At 48.5% G+C, this 16,533-nt stretch carries 18 protein-coding genes; 10 read left to right on the top strand and 8 right to left on the bottom strand.

The genetic code is table 11. The features are described 5' to 3' along the window. Window positions 1–350: 350 nt before the first annotated feature. Both IQ260_RS14015 and IQ260_RS14010 read right to left on the bottom strand, forming a co-directional pair. On the bottom strand, window positions 351–2,351 hold the full coding sequence (locus tag IQ260_RS14015) for a sensor histidine kinase (protein ID WP_193993729.1): 2,001 nt from the start codon (window positions 2,349–2,351) through the stop codon (window positions 351–353). After that, window positions 2,351–3,040 carry a response regulator gene (locus tag IQ260_RS14010; protein WP_193993728.1) on the bottom strand — a complete coding sequence of 230 codons (690 nt, stop codon included), beginning with the start codon at window positions 3,038–3,040 and terminating at the stop codon, window positions 2,351–2,353. The genes IQ260_RS14015 and IQ260_RS14010 overlap by 1 nt, the downstream gene beginning before the upstream one ends. Window positions 3,041–3,549: 509 nt before the next feature. Between IQ260_RS14010 and IQ260_RS14005 the strand changes: the two genes are divergently transcribed. Continuing rightward, window positions 3,550–4,191: a type I restriction endonuclease gene (locus IQ260_RS14005; protein WP_193993727.1), complete on the top strand. Its 642-nt coding sequence runs from the start codon at window positions 3,550–3,552 to the stop codon at window positions 4,189–4,191. Window positions 4,192–4,208: 17 nt separating this feature from the next. Here IQ260_RS14005 and IQ260_RS14000 read toward each other — a convergent pair whose 3' ends face one another. Continuing rightward, entirely contained in the window at window positions 4,209–5,201 is a 993-nt protein-coding gene (locus tag IQ260_RS14000; RefSeq protein WP_193993726.1) for a ligase-associated DNA damage response exonuclease, read from the bottom strand. 318 nt (window positions 5,202–5,519) lie between these two features. On the opposite strand from IQ260_RS14000, the gene IQ260_RS13995 reads away from it, so the two are divergent. The 4 genes from IQ260_RS13995 (at window position 5,520) to rlmN (ending at window position 9,458) form a co-directional block, all read left to right on the top strand. Continuing rightward, on the top strand, window positions 5,520–6,443 hold the full coding sequence (locus IQ260_RS13995; protein WP_193993725.1) for a LysR family transcriptional regulator: 924 nt from the start codon (window positions 5,520–5,522) through the stop codon (window positions 6,441–6,443). Between the two features lie 105 nt (window positions 6,444–6,548). Next, window positions 6,549–7,259 (top strand): rhomboid family intramembrane serine protease, encoded by a 711-nt coding sequence (locus IQ260_RS13990; protein WP_193993724.1) that lies wholly within the window; start codon window positions 6,549–6,551, stop codon window positions 7,257–7,259. Window positions 7,260–7,402: 143 nt separating this feature from the next. Next, a complete protein-coding gene (locus IQ260_RS13985) occupies window positions 7,403–8,221 on the top strand; it encodes an SPFH domain-containing protein (protein WP_193993723.1) in 819 nt (272 codons plus the stop codon). 184 nt (window positions 8,222–8,405) lie between these two features. Next, window positions 8,406–9,458: a 23S rRNA (adenine(2503)-C(2))-methyltransferase RlmN gene (rlmN, locus tag IQ260_RS13980; protein ID WP_193993722.1), complete on the top strand. Its 1,053-nt coding sequence runs from the start codon at window positions 8,406–8,408 to the stop codon at window positions 9,456–9,458. A 685-nt stretch (window positions 9,459–10,143) separates the two neighbouring features. On the opposite strand, the gene IQ260_RS13975 is transcribed toward rlmN, so the two are convergent. The 3 genes from IQ260_RS13975 to pyrH all read right to left on the bottom strand — a co-directional run bounded on the left by IQ260_RS13975 (window position 10,144) and on the right by pyrH (window position 12,612). Continuing rightward, window positions 10,144–11,277: a geranylgeranyl reductase family protein gene (locus IQ260_RS13975; RefSeq protein WP_193993721.1), complete on the bottom strand. Its 1,134-nt coding sequence runs from the start codon at window positions 11,275–11,277 to the stop codon at window positions 10,144–10,146. 62 nt (window positions 11,278–11,339) lie between these two features. Further along, complete coding sequence (gene frr / locus IQ260_RS13970; RefSeq protein ID WP_193993720.1) at window positions 11,340–11,897, bottom strand: ribosome recycling factor; 558 nt, start codon at window positions 11,895–11,897, stop codon at window positions 11,340–11,342. Continuing rightward, window positions 11,884–12,612 (bottom strand): UMP kinase, encoded by a 729-nt coding sequence (gene pyrH, locus IQ260_RS13965; protein ID WP_193993719.1) that lies wholly within the window; start codon window positions 12,610–12,612, stop codon window positions 11,884–11,886. Before pyrH ends, frr begins: the two co-directional genes overlap by 14 nt. 102 nt (window positions 12,613–12,714) lie before the next feature. On the opposite strand from pyrH, the gene IQ260_RS13960 reads away from it, so the two are divergent. Both IQ260_RS13960 and IQ260_RS13955 read left to right on the top strand, forming a co-directional pair. After that, complete coding sequence (locus IQ260_RS13960) at window positions 12,715–13,422, top strand: diacylglycerol/polyprenol kinase family protein (RefSeq protein WP_228016054.1); 708 nt, start codon at window positions 12,715–12,717, stop codon at window positions 13,420–13,422. 230 nt (window positions 13,423–13,652) lie between these two features. After that, window positions 13,653–14,069 (top strand): bactofilin family protein, encoded by a 417-nt coding sequence (locus IQ260_RS13955; RefSeq protein WP_193993718.1) that lies wholly within the window; start codon window positions 13,653–13,655, stop codon window positions 14,067–14,069. A gap of 32 nt (window positions 14,070–14,101) precedes the next feature. On the opposite strand, the gene IQ260_RS13950 is transcribed toward IQ260_RS13955, so the two are convergent. Both IQ260_RS13950 and IQ260_RS13945 read right to left on the bottom strand, forming a co-directional pair. Beyond that, window positions 14,102–14,428, bottom strand: a complete 327-nt coding sequence (locus IQ260_RS13950; protein ID WP_193993717.1) for an Hpt domain-containing protein — start codon at window positions 14,426–14,428, stop codon at window positions 14,102–14,104. 43 nt (window positions 14,429–14,471) lie between these two features. After that, entirely contained in the window at window positions 14,472–14,630 is a 159-nt protein-coding gene (locus IQ260_RS13945; RefSeq protein WP_193993716.1) for a hypothetical protein, read from the bottom strand. Between the two features lie 80 nt (window positions 14,631–14,710). Here IQ260_RS13945 and IQ260_RS13940 point away from each other — a divergent pair, with 80 nt between their 5' ends. The 3 genes from IQ260_RS13940 to pgsA all read left to right on the top strand — a co-directional run. Next, complete coding sequence (locus IQ260_RS13940; protein ID WP_322744961.1) at window positions 14,711–15,223, top strand: gamma-glutamylcyclotransferase; 513 nt, start codon at window positions 14,711–14,713, stop codon at window positions 15,221–15,223. A gap of 55 nt (window positions 15,224–15,278) precedes the next feature. After that, on the top strand, window positions 15,279–16,184 hold the full coding sequence (locus IQ260_RS13935) for a cation diffusion facilitator family transporter (RefSeq protein ID WP_193993714.1): 906 nt from the start codon (window positions 15,279–15,281) through the stop codon (window positions 16,182–16,184). 13 nt (window positions 16,185–16,197) lie between these two features. Further along, the coding region (gene pgsA / locus IQ260_RS13930; RefSeq protein ID WP_193993713.1) for a CDP-diacylglycerol--glycerol-3-phosphate 3-phosphatidyltransferase at window positions 16,198–16,533 on the top strand (336 nt) is incomplete at its 3' end.

Here is a 16,533-nt window from a genome sequence, read left to right as displayed (position 1 = left end):
ATGTTAGCGGGTAGAACCAGCTCTTCGATTGCCTCGCCCGCCCTGATTAGTCTGTCCTGAATCATCAGGGGGAGTAGGAACAAAATCAGCCCTAGCTGATTGGTTAAGCACAGAAACGATTGGCAATGAGATCAATGTGGCCACAAGAATATGCACCCACATTTTCTTTGTCACTGTTAAAGTAGTCGTTTTAATCACCTCCTTAGATAATATTAAGTGACATTTATTTATTCATTATTATTGTCTATTAATCAGGGAGTTTATGGAGGAAAATAAATTAATATTCCTAATATCTATACATAGTTTTGAATTAAAAATATCACCTTTAAAAATTAGCTTCATCTATCTTATTAAGTAGATATGGGAAATGTTAGCTGACAAAAGAAACCTTTGGGTTTGTTAGGTTTATGAATAAACTTTCCTCGGGTTATTTTCTCTACTTCTTTGCCAATACGAGTGCCCTCTCCAGTCTGGATATTACTAGAATTTATACCGGGCCCATTATCAGACACAGTCAGCTCATACTGATTGCTTTTATTTTTACCAGTCACCATAAGACGTGTAGCACCAATGGCATGTTTACCTACGTTTCCCAATGCTTCTTCTAAGAATCTGCAAAGCTTACGCTTGGCTTCAATACTGATTATTTCCGATTCAATGGATTCAAACGAGATGATAGTAAATTTGAGATTAGAAAATCCAATTAACGGTCTTGAAAGCATGGCATCATAGACCTCTTGAAACAGCTCCTGAAGCGGAATATCTAAGTCAAATTTAGTACCTGCATAGCTAACATCAAGGCTATCTGTTTGATCACTAGCATCTTGCCTAATAGAGTCGCCAATATATCGAATTTCACGGTTAAGGTCTTCTAAACAAAAACAAACATCAGTCAGGTCAATCGATTCATCACGGGTACGTCTTAGCAAATTAGCAAGCGTCTGCAACGGACCGTTATGAATCGAATCAAATACGTTTTCAATCGTCTTTTGACGTTCAAACGCTAGCTTTTCAGAGAGATGTCGCTCTTTATCAAGCGCTAAGTCAAGCTGCTCAATCATTTTTCCCCAACGACGCTTGTTCTGGGCGTAATTGATATAAATCAAACCATTAGCTGTTGTCGATACAAGCGTCGCTGCAAGAGGTAGCCAAAGCCCTATGCGTAGCCAAAATAAATAGCTTAGAAAAATGCTCGCAAAAATCGTCAATAGCAGGCTGATAAACCCACTCAGCGTATCTTTCGAATATCTGCCGCAGCTGATAGCTAGAATTGAAAATAGTATAAGAAATACATACTGTGCCGTTTGATTAGTCCAAATCAGCGGTCTCTGAGCCTCTACCGCTTGGACAATCTGACTAATAATATGAGTCTGAATTTCAATACCGCTAGCCAAGTAAGAATTATCTAATGTGCTATCAGATAACGTATTATTAGACAATGTACTATCAAATATGGGGATGGGGATAGCAAAGTCCCGTGATGTGCCTGACAGACTCAGAATAATAATTTTGTCTTTGATCAAGCTAGTCTGATCAGACTGAGAGTCCAATAGATCGCTGACCATAATCACTTCAAACGGTTTTGAATTACTCCGATAATTGATTAAGGTCTGAATGCCATAGGTTTGTTGACCAGTGTAGCCATAGTTAGAGACAATTCTGGGAATTTCATGATCACCAAAACGCATTGTGTCGGAATCTCGAATTCCATTTTCTAACTGAATAGCTTGTCCGGTTTTATCCAGACGTTTATTGGCAAAATGACCTTTGGCAACTTGAATAGCGAAAGAAGATTTATACTGTTCTGCGTTAACATCAAGAAAAAAGCCTAGGAGTGCTCGGCGAACAGTACCATCTCTATCAAACAGCAGATCATTAAAGCCAACTTGCTCAGTCAGTTGAGTCTCGGTTAGATTTGAGAGCGGCTCTGCTGGATTCGATGAATAATTGGCAACGGTGATCAAATTTGGGTGCTGATTAATCAGCTCAAGCAACCTCTCCTGGTTATCCCCAGTAATTCGATAAGAGATAATATCGGCACCGACCACGGTTGGTTCATTGGCAAAGATAGTTTCAAGGATATTTGCCAATGTATTGGCTTCGATAGTGTATCCCTTCTCGGCAATTCCCTGGGCATAGGGCTGGTCAATTTCAACAAGGACGATATCCTCATCGGTTGTTTCAAGAGAAAGCCGGGTATTGAGCGCTAGAAAATTATCCAGTGCCATCAGTTCCAGCGCGTGAAAGGCACCTAAGGAACGTGCTCCTAGCACCGTCAGGATAATTCCCAGTCCCCAAAAACTGGTTCTGGCCATATCTAACGCTTTTTCCCAGCGGCTTTGCTTGTCCATTAGTCCAAGAGCCCCCGTTCGCGAGCACGAATCTCCGTCAGACTGCGAAGGTTTTTGCCGTCTTTTTTGTCTAGCTCAGGGTCAATTTCTAGAACATCGTAGAGCTTGTTCCAGTAGTGACGAATGGTACTGGGTTGTACATTTAGCTCTTGTGCGATCGCTTTATCTTGCAACCCTTCATGAAAGGCAAACGTCAACACATCTAGCCACTCGGGCTTGAGTTCCACACCAGCCTGTAGCGCTTTGATACCTCGGGTATGGCTAAACCCTTTCAGCGCCCCGTCAATCCGCTGAAATATGTCCTGACTGGACATGCTTTTATCAACAATGGTAAACCCGCCCTGGTGACTATCGATTTCTGATCTAACCCTGACCAGCGCCTTGATATAGGTACTTTGAACAGCGATATTTTGCTCAGGGTAATGTTTCATCACCTGCCTAAGCAACTCAATACCCGTTTCTACTTTGGCATCGTGCTGATAAGCATCAGGAATCGACAGATCCAAAATTGCCAAGCTAAGGCGATGGTTAGCTAATTGCTCTAGAGCTTCCTGGGCCGTCTTGGCAGTCAACAGCTCATAGGTTGGGTAGTGCTCGCGCAGAATGCCGATGGTACCGCTGAGGACCACTTGGTGATCATCGACAATCAGGATTTTACCGGTAGGTGCTTCGTTGGTGGTGGGGCCCATGGTTCATGTTCACTATCGTTGCTGTAGATGCTAAAGCATTACCAACGATCTGCTGCCCCCGATATTTAACTCGTTGGTATTGTTTAGACTGCACAAGGTAATTAAGCATTTCGTTCGCACCGCTGACGGACTGCTGGTCTAGTAAAAGTCAAACAGAGCTTTGTCTAACGGTATTTCTAGCCTAATTTTTTAGAAGCATTTTCGACAATAATCAAATCCTGCAATTTATTGCATAAAAACAACTACGGACCTTTGTAGTTTTCTACAAAGATGCCCCAAAAGATGACTAAGGCTTATTTTCCGTAAAGGTAACAGTCCTACGAACAACGTTGGCTTCGACTTCGCTCAGCCAACGTTTACAACCAGCGTCCCCTGAGCGAAGTCGAAGGGAACGCTTACCCGTAAAGGTGACTTTCCTAATATTTCACAGCAATGTTTTAGAGCAGCTGTATTCTCTAGATTTGCTAGCATTAATCACAGCCAAACCCAGTATCTTCACAGTATTTTCTATGGCAGTCGCTATCACTGAAGCAGTTACCACCCTTGCTGAAGCAGAACGACGCTTTAACCTAACCCGCACAGAGGATGAATCATTTTTTACAGAATGGCACAGTGAGTTGCCAGACTTAGAGATAACTGAACAAACAGCGCTGAGTGAGCTGCGACGCCGTTATTTGTATCAGCGCTCTGAAAGTCAGTTGTTAGAAGGCACTGTCACGCTGCTGTTGGTTTCTCCTTTAGTGACCGTAGCCGGTTTTTATGACCCCCCTTTCAAAGTGCGGGCCGAAGAGTCGGTACAGCTCACCTTGAATGATGGAGAAGACGTTCTGCGGGGACGGATCGACGTGCTGATACTGCTGAATCGATTTTGGGTAGTGGTGGTAGAGTCAAAAAAAACAGCACTATCTGCTTGGACAGCCTTACCCCAAACGCTTGCTTATCTGATGGCCAATCCTCAAAAGCAGCAACCCAGTTTTGCGATGGTAACGAATGGCGATGACATTTTATTTGTCAAACTGGTGCAACAACCTCAGCCTAGCTATGCCGTGTCACGGGTTTTTGCCACATTTACTTCAAACCATGAGCTGGCTAGAGCCTTACAAATTCTGAAGCATCTGGGCCAAGTAACAGGAAAGACTATTAATGAATGAGCGCTGTGATCGCGTTCCTAAGTGTCCACCTCACCTTCAAACAGGGTATCCAACGGCATGGCATTGATGCCTAGCTGCTCTGTAAGGTAGCGCGACAGCACGTCGTTTTGGCCATGGGTGACATAGACCGTCTTGGCTTTGGTTTCTTTGACAGTTTTGATCAAGCTGGGCCAGTCTGCATGGTCTGATAAGACAAAACCACGCTCATAGCCTCGGCGGCGACGGACACCGCGCACGGCCATCCACCCGGAGGCAAAAGCGGTCTGGGGCCGCTTAAAACGCTTCATCCAAGAAGAACGATGACCTGAGGGGGGAGCAATTACCAGGTCTCCTTTAAAGGTGTAGGATTTTTCGGTTTGGCTAGTGGGCACTGTGGGCAGCATGGGTATTCCCACATCTCGATAAATCTCTGTGAGTACCTGCACCGCCCCATGGACATAGACGGTTTTGTCAGTGAACTGGGTGAGTTCTGATAATACCCGCTGAGCTTTGCCAAAGGAATAGCAAAACAATAGGGATGGGCGGTCTAGATCGTTTTGCCACCAGCGATAGATTTGTGCAGCGGTTGCTGCACCTGACTGCCAGCGATAGATGGGTAGACCAAAGGTGGCTTCGGTAATATACGTGTCGCACTCTACGACTTCAAAGGGTTCACAGGTGGGGTCAGCACAGCGTTTATAGTCTCCTGAAATCACCCAAACGTTGTCCTTATGCTCAACTCGAATCTGGGCTGAGCCCAACACGTGCCCCGCTGAGTGAAATGACACCCAGGTATTTCCCAGTTTGAATTTGTTGCCATACTGGGTGGGGGTCAGATTGATCTCTTTGCCCAGACGTTTACGTAGAATGCCTTCTGAGCTGCCGATGGCGTAGTAATGTTGTGAGCCAGAGCGGGCGTGATCGGAATGGGCATGGGTGATCAGTGCGGTTTCTACCGAGCGCCAAGGATCTATATAAAAATTGCCGGGTTCACAGTATAAGCCTTCGGGACGAACGCTAATTAGATTCATACTGGCGTGGAATGATATGGCTTGGCGCACATAGTTCACAACACAGGCGATCCATGGAAGCTTTAGATGGCAGCGGCTATGTGCTATGGCAGATGGCCCAGCTTCTCAGTGTATGCCTAGAAATCTGGCAAATCAAGTGGTCTACTGCACAGGTTATATGAAAGCTATAGATGGATTTAATCGATTTTATTTAGCACCCTAAGGCAAGATCAGAGATAAGCCTTGTCCGGATTTGAAACTTTAGTTTCCAATGGAAAAATCCTATGGTTTTTTAATTTGGATATGGTTTAAGGCATCATCTACGTTTTTAGGTGCTCCATGGCAGAGGGCAATCCAAACCGGCTAAAACTGTCCCAACTGCGGGCATTGGTGGCTATTGCGAAGACCGGTACATTTAGCGATGCAGCCTTACAGCTAGAGCTGTCACAGTCGGCGGTGAGCCATGCGATCGCAACTCTAGAAACCGAACTGGGCGTCATCTTATTAAATCGTGGCCGTCAGGGCGCGGTACTCACCCCGGTGGGTGAAACCATCACCATCGAAGCCCAGCAAGTACTAGAACGTTTAGACAAAATCTGTCAGCAGGCCCAATTGGCCAAGGGGTTACAGTCTGGCCAAGTCCGTCTGGGAGGGTTTCGCAGTGTAGCTACCCACATTTTGCCAGCGGTGATTGAGCGCTTTCGGCAACAGTACCCTGGCATCAGCGTCACCATCGAAGAATTTAGCCACTATCACCACGTTGAGGATTACCTGCGCCAGGGCCGCATCGATATCGGCTTTAGCTACTTGCCTGCCCTGGCAGAATTTGAAGCCTGGGAGCTACTACGGGACGACTATATAGTACTGTTGCCTCCCACAGCTAAGCCCATGGATGCCCATCTGAGCTGGAAACAGCTGCTGAGCTACCCCTTAATTCAAACGCCTCCTGGAGATGGGTGCCGTTACAACATTGAACAATATCTGGCTCTGCACAAACAGCCCATTAACTTTGCCTACGATGTGCGCGAGGATTCCACCATTGTCAGCATGGTGCGGCGAGGGCTGGGGGCCGCCATCATCGCCCGCCTAGCCGCCGAACCTATTCCCGAAGATGTGATCGTGGCCCAGCTACCGGAGCCGTTTGAACGGGTGCTCGGTGTGGTGACCATGGCCGATGCTCTCCACCCACCCTCAGTCTTTGCCTTTTTAGATACTATTAAAGCCGTGTGGGGAGGGAAACCAAGTGAGCCGAAAGCAGCGTAGGGTGACGGCCAGAAAAGGCTGAAACCTTAAAATTCCAACCTTAAAATTCCAACCCATCACCGACAATGCCCGACAATATCGGTAGATAGCCTATAAGCACTTTCTGTGGTTCCTTTAAACGACAATAACCCCACCCGCACGACGCCCTATGTGGTGTTTGTGCTAATTGCACTGAATGTAGCGATTTTCCTGTACGAACTCTCTCTACAGGGAATGGGGGAAGAGGCCCTCAATCAGTTTTTTCAAGTGTGGGCCATTGTCCCGGCAGAACTTACGGATAGCTTTAGTGGGCGTGCCCTCAACCCTGTGGGGGAGTGGTTTACGCTGATTAGCTCCCAGTTTCTCCACGGGGGATTTGCCCACCTGGGGGGCAATATGCTCTATCTGTGGGTATTTGGTAACAATATCGAAGACCAGCTGGGGCATCGACGCTTTATTTTGTTTTATCTGGCCTGTGGGGCATTGGCCGGTTTAGCCCAGTGGGTCTTTGCGCCAGCATCAACGGTACCGACCCTGGGAGCCAGCGGTGCGATCGCAGGCGTCATGGGAGCCTATATTATTCGTTTCCCTAAGGCTCAGATTCTGACTCTGCTGCCGTTATTCTTCATTTTTACAACCATTCGGGTGCCAGCAATCTTTTTCCTGGGTTGGTGGTTTGTACAGCAAGCCTTCTATGGAGTGGCGAGCCTGGGAGCCAATGCCGACATGGGAGCAGGCGGTGTTGCCTATTGGGCCCATGCGGGTGGTTTTGTATTTGGTGTAGCGTTAGGGCCGTTACTGGGTCTATTTCCCAAAGGGCAAAGACCCTTCAAGTAACCATGTCGTTACCCAAGCCAGGACTAAAACTGCGGATAGGCATGGCATAGTATCGCAATTTCTCCACTGTACGCTAGACAGAAACTCAGAAGATGTGCTATCCATGAGCACATTCATCCATTGCGCTCACGCTCCGGTTCTCCATGGGCTCTTCTATTCTCGCTATCCTCTCATTAATCGTTATTGGCTACTCAGTTGGTTCTGTCCGGGTCGTTAAGGAAGGTAATGCGGCATTAATAGAACGCTTAGGCCGCTACCGTGCCACGCTAGATCCAGGTGTCAACTTTATTGTGCCTCTGCTGGATGCCCTGGTGATCGAAGATACCCTGAGGGAGCAGATTTTAGACAGTAAACCCAGAAGTGCCACCACCAAAGATAACGTTAATGTTGACGTTGACGCGGTCATTTACTGGCGTATTTTAGACCTTGAAAAAACCTACTACGCCATTGAAGATGTGGAGCAGGCCATTGAAGAACTGGTGATTACAACACTCCGCTCTGAAATCGGTAAGATGGATCTTCAAGAGACCTTTTCCTCAAGAGAATCGATTAACAAAGCGCTGCTGGATGTGCTAGATGAAGCCACTGAGCCCTGGGGGGTCAAGGTCAATCGGGTTGAAGTACAGCAGATTAAAATTCCCACGGAAGTGGAAGAATCCATGCGTCTGGAGCAGGCCGCGGCCATTGCGAAACGGGCGGCTATTACCAAAGCCGAAGGTCTGAAGGAGGCTGCAATTTTAGAGGCAGAAGGTAATGTGCAGTCGATGCGTTTGATTTCCCAGGCATTTGATGGCCAGTTGAGCCAGGGCGACATTATGAAATTTTTAATTGCTCAGCGCTATGTGGATGCTAATCAGAAGCTAGGTGAAAGCGATAATTCTAAGGTTGTCTTTATGGATCCTCGGGCACTGACGGAAGGGTTAGTGGATCTCATCAACGAGAACCCCGACACCAACAACTAGGAGCAATTAGGGACTGGCTCGAAAATGAAATGCCTAATAGATCGAGTTTTGACTTCGCTCAACTCTCGAAGCTGGAAGGTTGAGCGGAGTCGAAACCGGGTGGCTCGGATACATTTTCATCACCCAAACCTTCTAAGATAAAAGTCCAGAGCTAAACGCTGGACTTTTTCTATTTGCTTTAATCATGGTTTCCACACTGGATAGGTCTACCCAATCAGCCCAGCGTCCCCTGTTAGGGATGAGTCAGGCTGAGCTAACGGCTTGGGTTCAAACCCAGGGACAGCCGGCCTATCGAGGGAAACAGCTGCACCAGTGGCTATATGACAAAAGGGTGCGATCGCTAGCTGACATTACTGTTTTTCCAAAAACCTGGCGTCAGGCCACAGAACAGGTATCGGTGGGGCGTTCGGAAATTCATCATCGTTCTGTCGCTCCCGATCAGACGGTTAAGTTCTTGCTACGTTTAGACGATGGACACATTATCGAAGCAGTGGGTATCCCCACCGAGCGACGATTGACCGTGTGTGTATCCTCCCAAGTCGGCTGCCCCATGGCCTGTGACTTTTGTGCCACGGGTAAGGGAGGATTTATTCGCAATTTAGCGACCCATGAGATTGTTGATCAAGTACTCACCGTACAAGAAGCCTTTGATCAACGGGTGAGTAATATTGTTTTTATGGGCATGGGAGAGCCGCTGATCAATACTCAAAATGTGGTGGCCGCAATTAAATGTTTAAACCAAGACATTGGCATCGGTCAGCGTAGTATCACCCTCTCAACCGTCGGCATCCCAGGACAGATTCGTCGATTAGCCCAACATCATCTCCAGGTAACGTTGGCGGTCAGCCTCCACGCTTCTAATCAAGACCTACGGACGCAGCTGATCCCCAGTGCCCAGCAATACCCTCTCAAAGAGCTACTCGATGAGTGTCGGGACTATGTGTCGATTACAGGCCGTCGGGTTTCGTTTGAATATATATTGCTGTCAGGTTTAAACGACTGTCCAAACCATGCGGTTGAATTAAGTCAGTTACTGCGGGGTTTCCAAAGTCATGTCAACTTGATTCCCTATAATCCTATTGATGAGGTTGACTACCAGCGCCCCTCGCGGCAACGGGTTAACCAATTTACCGATAGCTTGAAAGCGGCAGGAATTGCGGTTAGTGTGCGTTACTCGCGAGGACTGGAAAAGGATGCGGCCTGTGGTCAATTACGCGCATCCAAAATAGGAGCTTAAAACTGTTAAGTTTATCAAAATAAAAGCGGACGGCTCTACCCATTGGGGACTATGGGGCCAGGTAGATTAGCTAGCCATTGCTACGGTGATCCCCGGGGCGTAGGCCTCAATTACCTTGCCTGTTTTTTGGCAAACAATCATTAAATAATCACAGCCTGAACATTGAGTTCGAGTCAGTTGTTGATCGTGCAAGTAATGTCGCTCGGCTGACTTACCACAGGTGGGACAGTGAACAGTTTGAATCACGGCATTCATAAAATTTTTTAAAAAGAGCGGCAGGGTTTAATTATGACAACTTCTCGTGGATGCGACAATGTACCGAAAGTTACAAAAACAGCGGGGATCGCCCTTTAATAAAGCGATCCCCGCTGTTGCCAGAGCCTTGTCACTGCCTATTTTTAGGCTTTTGGAAGCACCTAAAAACAGCCCATATCTCCAGACTTAAAAATATAAAAGTTATTATTCTTGTGAAGAATGTGTTTAGAAGTAGCGGTAAAAGCACACTAATATCTAAAGGTTTTTTTTAGATAATTAGCTGCATTGGATACGGTTTTATAAACTTACTTGTGAATGTTGTTCAAAACACTTTAATTTATTCTCTACAATAAATTAATATTGCTTGTCCATCTCATCAAACCTGGCACAAATGGTTCTCTAATGCGGCATAAAAGAGAGTCAAGGGGAATTAAGTTTCCTTTCCTGGCAAAAAGCTGCCGCTTAGACGTTTTATCACGCGATTAGCCAGGTCAGCATAGCGAATTTCACCTGCGAGGAGTTGTCCCAGCCGTTTAGTGGCCGTCGGTCGTTTGATGCCAACCCGATAGCCAATCTTTGGCACTCGGAAAAATACGCTGGCAATGCGCTGACTCCACTGGATATCATTTCCCCATTCGGTGTGGATGGTCTGGCTATAGTGTGCTAAGGCTTGCTTATCTCCCTTGAGGGCATTGTCAATGGCAGCTGCAGCTTTAATACCGCTAAAAATGGCGGGGCGAATACCTTCGGCGGTCATGGGATCGACTAGGGCTGCGGCTTCACCGACCAGGAGAGCCTGTTGGGTATGGAGAGGCCGATTGCCATTCCAAAGCTTGAGACCGTGGGCATAAAGCTGACCGGACTCAAAGCTACTGCCTAATTCTTGTTGGGCATAGGCGGCCAGGGACTGCTCTGGATGTTTAAGGGTGCTACCCAAAAAACGGGTAATGCCTAGGGAATGACGCTGGTGTTTAGGAAAATTCCAAAGACAGCCTTGTTTCACCAGGCCAAATTCAAAGGCCATGGTGGGATTTGCCACAGGTTCAGGCAAATCAATCTCTAAAACATAACTTTGGCGGACTTTTTCGGGTTTAAAGCCCAGCCATTGAGCCATGGGACCATCGGCTCCGTCAGCGGCGACTAAATAGCGGCATACTTGGGTGCCATGCTCGGTCTCAACTATCCAAGCATTATCCTTAAACGCGATGCCAAGAACCGGAGTGCTATCATTCAGCGTCACACCTGCCTTGAGAGCCTGTTTGACTAAATAATGGTCGAAGGTATCGCGACGGACAATCCACATGGGCTCCTCGGTTTCCAGGTTTGCCTCAATAGGATCCTCCATCTGCCAGGTATACCGAATCCGCCGCAGCTTTTGATCAATGGCAGGGGTGATATCAAAGTCTAGCCAAGCGGCAATGCTGGGTGCGATCGCACCCGTACAAGGCTTATAGCGAGGTAGCGCATGCTTTTCCACCAGCAGCACAGAATGCCCCTGCCGAGCCAGCTGGTACGCAGTGGTACTCCCCGCAGGGCCAGCGCCTACGACAATACAGTCAAACATCCTGCACTCCTGATACGCCCTGCCGATAAGTATAGAGTCTGAACGTGTCTAAACGCGCTGAATCAGACCTTCATGATTTCTTTCTCTTTGTCTTCCAGCGCTTGATCAACAGTCTTAATGTACTGGTCGGTTAGCTTTTGAACCTGGTCTTGCAAATCACGAGATTCATCTTCAGATAGATCGCCGCTCTTTTCCTGCTTTTTGGCAAAGTCCATGCCGTCTCGCCTAACGTTGCGGATGGCTACCCGACCTTCTTCTGCATACTTGCCCGCTAGCTTGGCAAAATCCTTGCGGCGCTCGCTGGTCAGTTGAGGAATATTGAGCCGAATGACGGAGCCGTCATTGTTGGGCGTTAGACCGACATCAGAGAGGGAAATTGCCTTCTCGATTTGACTGAGAATACTGGCATCATAGGGCTGCACCATCAGGGTGCTGGGATCAGGGGTGCTGATATTAGCCATTGACTTAAGCGGTGTTTGGCTACCGTAGTATTCAACGGTAATCCGATCCAGCAGGGATGCATTAGCGCGCCCGGTGCGAATAGTGTTAAAAGAGCGCTTGGTGGCTTCAACCGCCTTCATCATCGCCTGTTCAACGTCGTCGATACTAGCTAACTTCACAAGATCCTCCCACAATTGTGCCAATCGGTTCCCCTGTCATGGCCCGCTGAATATTACCGTCAACGGCTAAATTAAACACCATGATCGGGATATCGTTATCTTTACACAGTGCAATGGCTGTACCATCCATCACTTTGAGATCTTTGGCCAGAACATGGCCATAGGTCAAGGTGGTATAGCGTTTTGCGTTGGGGTTTGTTTTGGGATCGCAATCATAAACGCCGTCTACCTTAGTGGCTTTGAGCAGTACTTCAGCACTGATCTCAGCCGCCCTCAGCGCAGCGGTGGTATCGGTGGTAAAGAAAGGGTTACCCGACCCCCCGCCAAAAATAACGACTCGTTTTTTTTCTAAATGGCGAATAGCCCTGCGCCGAATGTACGGTTCAGCCATTTCCTGCATGGAGATGGCGGTTTGGACTCGGGTGGGTACTTCGATCCGCTCTAGGGCATCTTGTAAAGTCATGGCATTCATAACTGTCGCCAGCATGCCAATATAGTCGGCGGTGGCCCGATCCATGCCGGAGGCAGCGCCTTTGACACCTCGAAAGATATTGCCACCGCCGACAACAACAGCAATTTCCACACCTTGCTCGACAGTGGCTGCAATTTCCTTGGCGATAGCGTCTACGATTTTTGCATCAATGCCATAGGCAAGTTCGCCCATTAAGGCTTCGCCGCTAAGTTTTAGTAATACTCGCTTGTAGGTATTCCCCATGCGATGGCTCGTGACTGAATTTCCCCATCAAGATAGCAGTCCAAGGGTGATTGGGGAACCGCATTTATAAAGGAGAGGGTATAGGCTTTACAATCGCATTGCATGACTACACAGGTAGCGATGGGGCAATTGGAGACGGGTGTGGCCGCTTATGGCTGGCAGGTTGGCATAGTGCTGGCCTGGCTATTGTTGATTGGGGGTGCTTCGGAAGGGGCCAGGCGGCTGGGCTGGGGGCCGGAAATCACCCGCAAGATTGTCCACATTGGGGCGGGGCATGTCATTGTGCTGGCTTGGTGGTTTATGCTCCCGGCCTGGATGGGGATAGCGGCAGCAGTCGTGTTTGCGGGTGTGGCTTTGGTGTCCTATCGATTACCGATTTTGCCAGGTATTAATAGTGTGGGTCGGCGCAGCTGGGGCACATTTTTTTACGCCACTAGTATCGGCGTAGTGATGGGCTGGTGTTGGCCCCAGGGTTACCCCTATTTTGGAGTGCTTGGCATTTTGATTATGTGTTGGGGAGATGGGTTAGCCGCTTTAGTGGGGCAGCGGTGGGGCCAACACGGCTATCAGGTCTGGGGCGAAACAAAAAGCTGGGAGGGGAGTCTGACCATGGCGATGGCCAGTGCCCTGGTGGTGGTCGTGGTGTTGGGGGTAGTTCAGGGCATAACCTGGCCGCTGATGATGACAGCGTTGGGAGTTGCGATCGCAGCCACCCTGCTAGAATCCGTCTCTAAATATGGCATCGATAACCTCACTGTCCCCATTGGAGCGACAGCCACAGCTCTGGTGCTGTCGCGACTATTAGGCTAGGACCTTAGACCGGCTTGAAGGAAACAGATAGTCTGAGAACAGTCTGAATCAAAAACTGATGCTAGAGTTTAGGCAAGAAAAGCCGTAAAGTTTGAGAAGCGTTTTACGGACGTGAGTAGCACTCACATTCATATCGTACGTGTGCATCTGGGGGCTACCCCATAGTTGAATTTTTCCGGATTTTTAATCCTTACAGCTGTCCAGACAAATGGGTACTGATTATTGTGTTTATGTTTAAGCAAAAGCCGGCAACGAGTTTTACCTATCTCAGCCGCACATGTGAACTAGAGGGCAATATTCATGCCGAAGGTCGGTTGCAAGTAGACGGGATTATTCATGGCATCGTTGATATCCAAGGCGATTTAGAAATTTCTCAAACGGGGCTAGTGGAAGGCCCAGAGGTTCGAGCTCAAAATATTTCAGTGCAGGGTGTGCTTAAAGCCCGCGTATTTGCAGAGGGCAAGCTCTTCTTGAGTAGCACGGCTCGGTTAGAAGGTGACGTCGTTGCCGGTTCTCTAGAAATTGAACCCGGAGCTTACTATACCGGATACATTGAGACGCGTGAATCTAAAACCCTGCCCCCGTCTCGTGATGTGCCAGAACTCTACGGCACGACAGAGACGACTGAAAGTCGCACCTCGGTCTAAGGATCATCAGATCAGTCCTTAGGCCAGCCGTGTTAACGGGCTAGACGGCTTACCTCTCGGTGTAATGTCTGGAGCTGTCTAAGACTTTTGGAAGCCCCCCGCAGATTACCCATCTTGGCAGACATTTCAAGCTGGGCCGCTATTTTAGACATACCCACTGCCCCCACATTGGCACTAGCACCTTTGATGTAATGGGCCAGCTCCTGCACAGCTGCCTGATTTTCTGCGCTAATGGCCACGGCTAACTGCTCAAGGGTGTCTTCAGTATCTCCTACAAACATTTGCAGCAGTTCTTTTTCAAATGCTGTGTCACCACCCGCCAGCTGTTGTAGCTGTTCTCGATCAAAGTTTTGAGTCATAGCTTGTTGTTATCGCGTTGCATCAAAAATCGGTCTTGGTAGATTAGGGATCCTTGATCATCCAGCTCAACATAATTGAGCCTAACCCTAACCATAACCACCAAGGGGCTGATAGCTGTGGCAGCAGGTGGGGTAACCCATCAATTGCTTGGCACAGCCACAGGCTGATAATCAGAATTAATAGACCAATCAGGGATGTCATGGGTAAAATCAGGGTCACTTTTTAAGTCTATATCTATAGAATCGTTTGGAATTGCAGATAAATTCATACGGAGGCTAGCAGTGGTGACGCTTGATGGCGACCCCGACCAGTTCTACTACTTTGCCTATGGGTCCTGTATGTGCCCGGTGGACCTCAAACGATCATTACAGGAAAAGACCCATACCTATGTGGTTGGTCCTGCCCAGCTCAAGGGATATCGACTGGGCTTTTTTCGATATTCTCGTCGTCGTCAGTGTGGGGTTTTAGATATTGTTCCATCCCCAGACCATTCTGGAGACAGCGCCACGGTGCACGGTGTGCTTTACAGCTTACCCTGGCGCTTGAGCCCTTTACTTGATCGTCGGGAAGAAGGCTACGTTCACCATCAGGTGTCCATCCAATGTCAGGGGCAGAGTTACCCAAACACCCGCACCTATACCGTGGTGGATAAACTAGGGCACGAGCATGCTCCTAGCGATTGGTATTTTGATGTGGTGATGCGCGGTGCCCTCACCTGTGGTTTGCCTGAATCCTATTGCTGGCAGTTGTTTAACCATATGCACGAGCTGCAGCGACAGGAGTTGGCAGCCTAGTGTCCGTTGTGCTACGTCCTTCGCTACTATTAGACATGCTGCGGAGAAGTCATGCATGTCTACTGAAGTTTCTGGGGTTAGCTATCGGTCTGAAGTGAGACAGGTGTTGCTAATCACTCTGTTTTTAAATTTGTTGGTGATGGGGCTTAAGATCCTGGTTGGGTTTTGGACAGGCTCCTTGAGTTTGTTGGCCGATGCTCTCCACAGCGTCACGGATAGTGCCAATAACATTCTCGGGTTAGTAACTAACCAGCTGGCCTCTCCGGAGCCTGATCGCGAACACCCCTACGGCCATCAAAAATACGAGGCGGTCGGTGCTTTGGGTATTGCCGCTTTTTTAGGTATTGCTTGCTTTGAGATTTTGAAGGGGGCGTTCGAGCGCTTGTTAACAGGCGCTACCCCGGTTGAGCTGACCGCTACATCCCTATGGATCATGCTGGTGGTGTTGGGCATCAATATTGCTGTAGCTGTTTATGAACGCCGAGTGGGGGTGCGTCTAGGGAGCAAGCTGTTAATTGCGGATGCTCACCACACGATGAGCGATATCTGGATCACGATTGTGGTGATTGCCGGGCTGATCGGCGTATGGCGAGGGATTGGCTGGCTGGATATTGTCATGGCATTGCCAGTGGCCATTCTTGTGCTGCACAGTGGTTGGATCGTGCTATCGGCAAATTTGCCTTGGCTAATTGATGAGATGGCCATTGCACCAGAGGCGATCCATCGAGAGGTGATGAGAGTGCCGGGGGTGATGAACTGCCACAGCATTGCCTCGCGGGGGCTCTTGGGACGTCAGGTGTTTATTGATATGCACTTGATTGTGGAACCGAAGGATGTGGTGAGTGCCCACGATATTACTGAACTGGTAGAACAGAGACTCGAACAGACCTTTGGGCCGATTCGAGTCACCATTCATGTGGAGCCCCCGAGCTACCACGAAGAACATATTAGCTACCGCTGATGGTCCCAAGGCTATGAATTTACCTACACAGATTACGGTGTCACGGCTGGTGGCGATTCCACTGGTATTTTGGTTACTGGCTAATCCGTCAGTTAACCACCGCTGGTGGGCGGTGGTGGTATTTCTGCTGGCGGCTTGTACCGACTGGCTTGATGGCTACCTGGCACGTCGGCTCAATCAGGTCACTGAGCTAGGTAAGTTTTTGGACCCGCTGGTGGACAAACTGCTAGTGCTAGCCCCGCTGATGGTGCTAGTGCAGCTGGGTACGGTACCTGCCTGGGGGGTATTTTTGATTTTGGCACGGGAGCTAACCATTGCGGGCTGGCGGGTGGGTCAGCCTAAGGTGGTG

Origin of the sequence: Leptolyngbya cf. ectocarpi LEGE 11479 (assembly GCF_015207065.1) — a bacterium.
In the GTDB taxonomy this organism is placed as follows: Bacteria; Cyanobacteriota; Cyanobacteriia; order Phormidesmidales; family Phormidesmidaceae; genus Leptothoe; species Leptothoe ectocarpi.
This window is presented reverse-complemented; position numbering and strand designations above follow the sequence as displayed.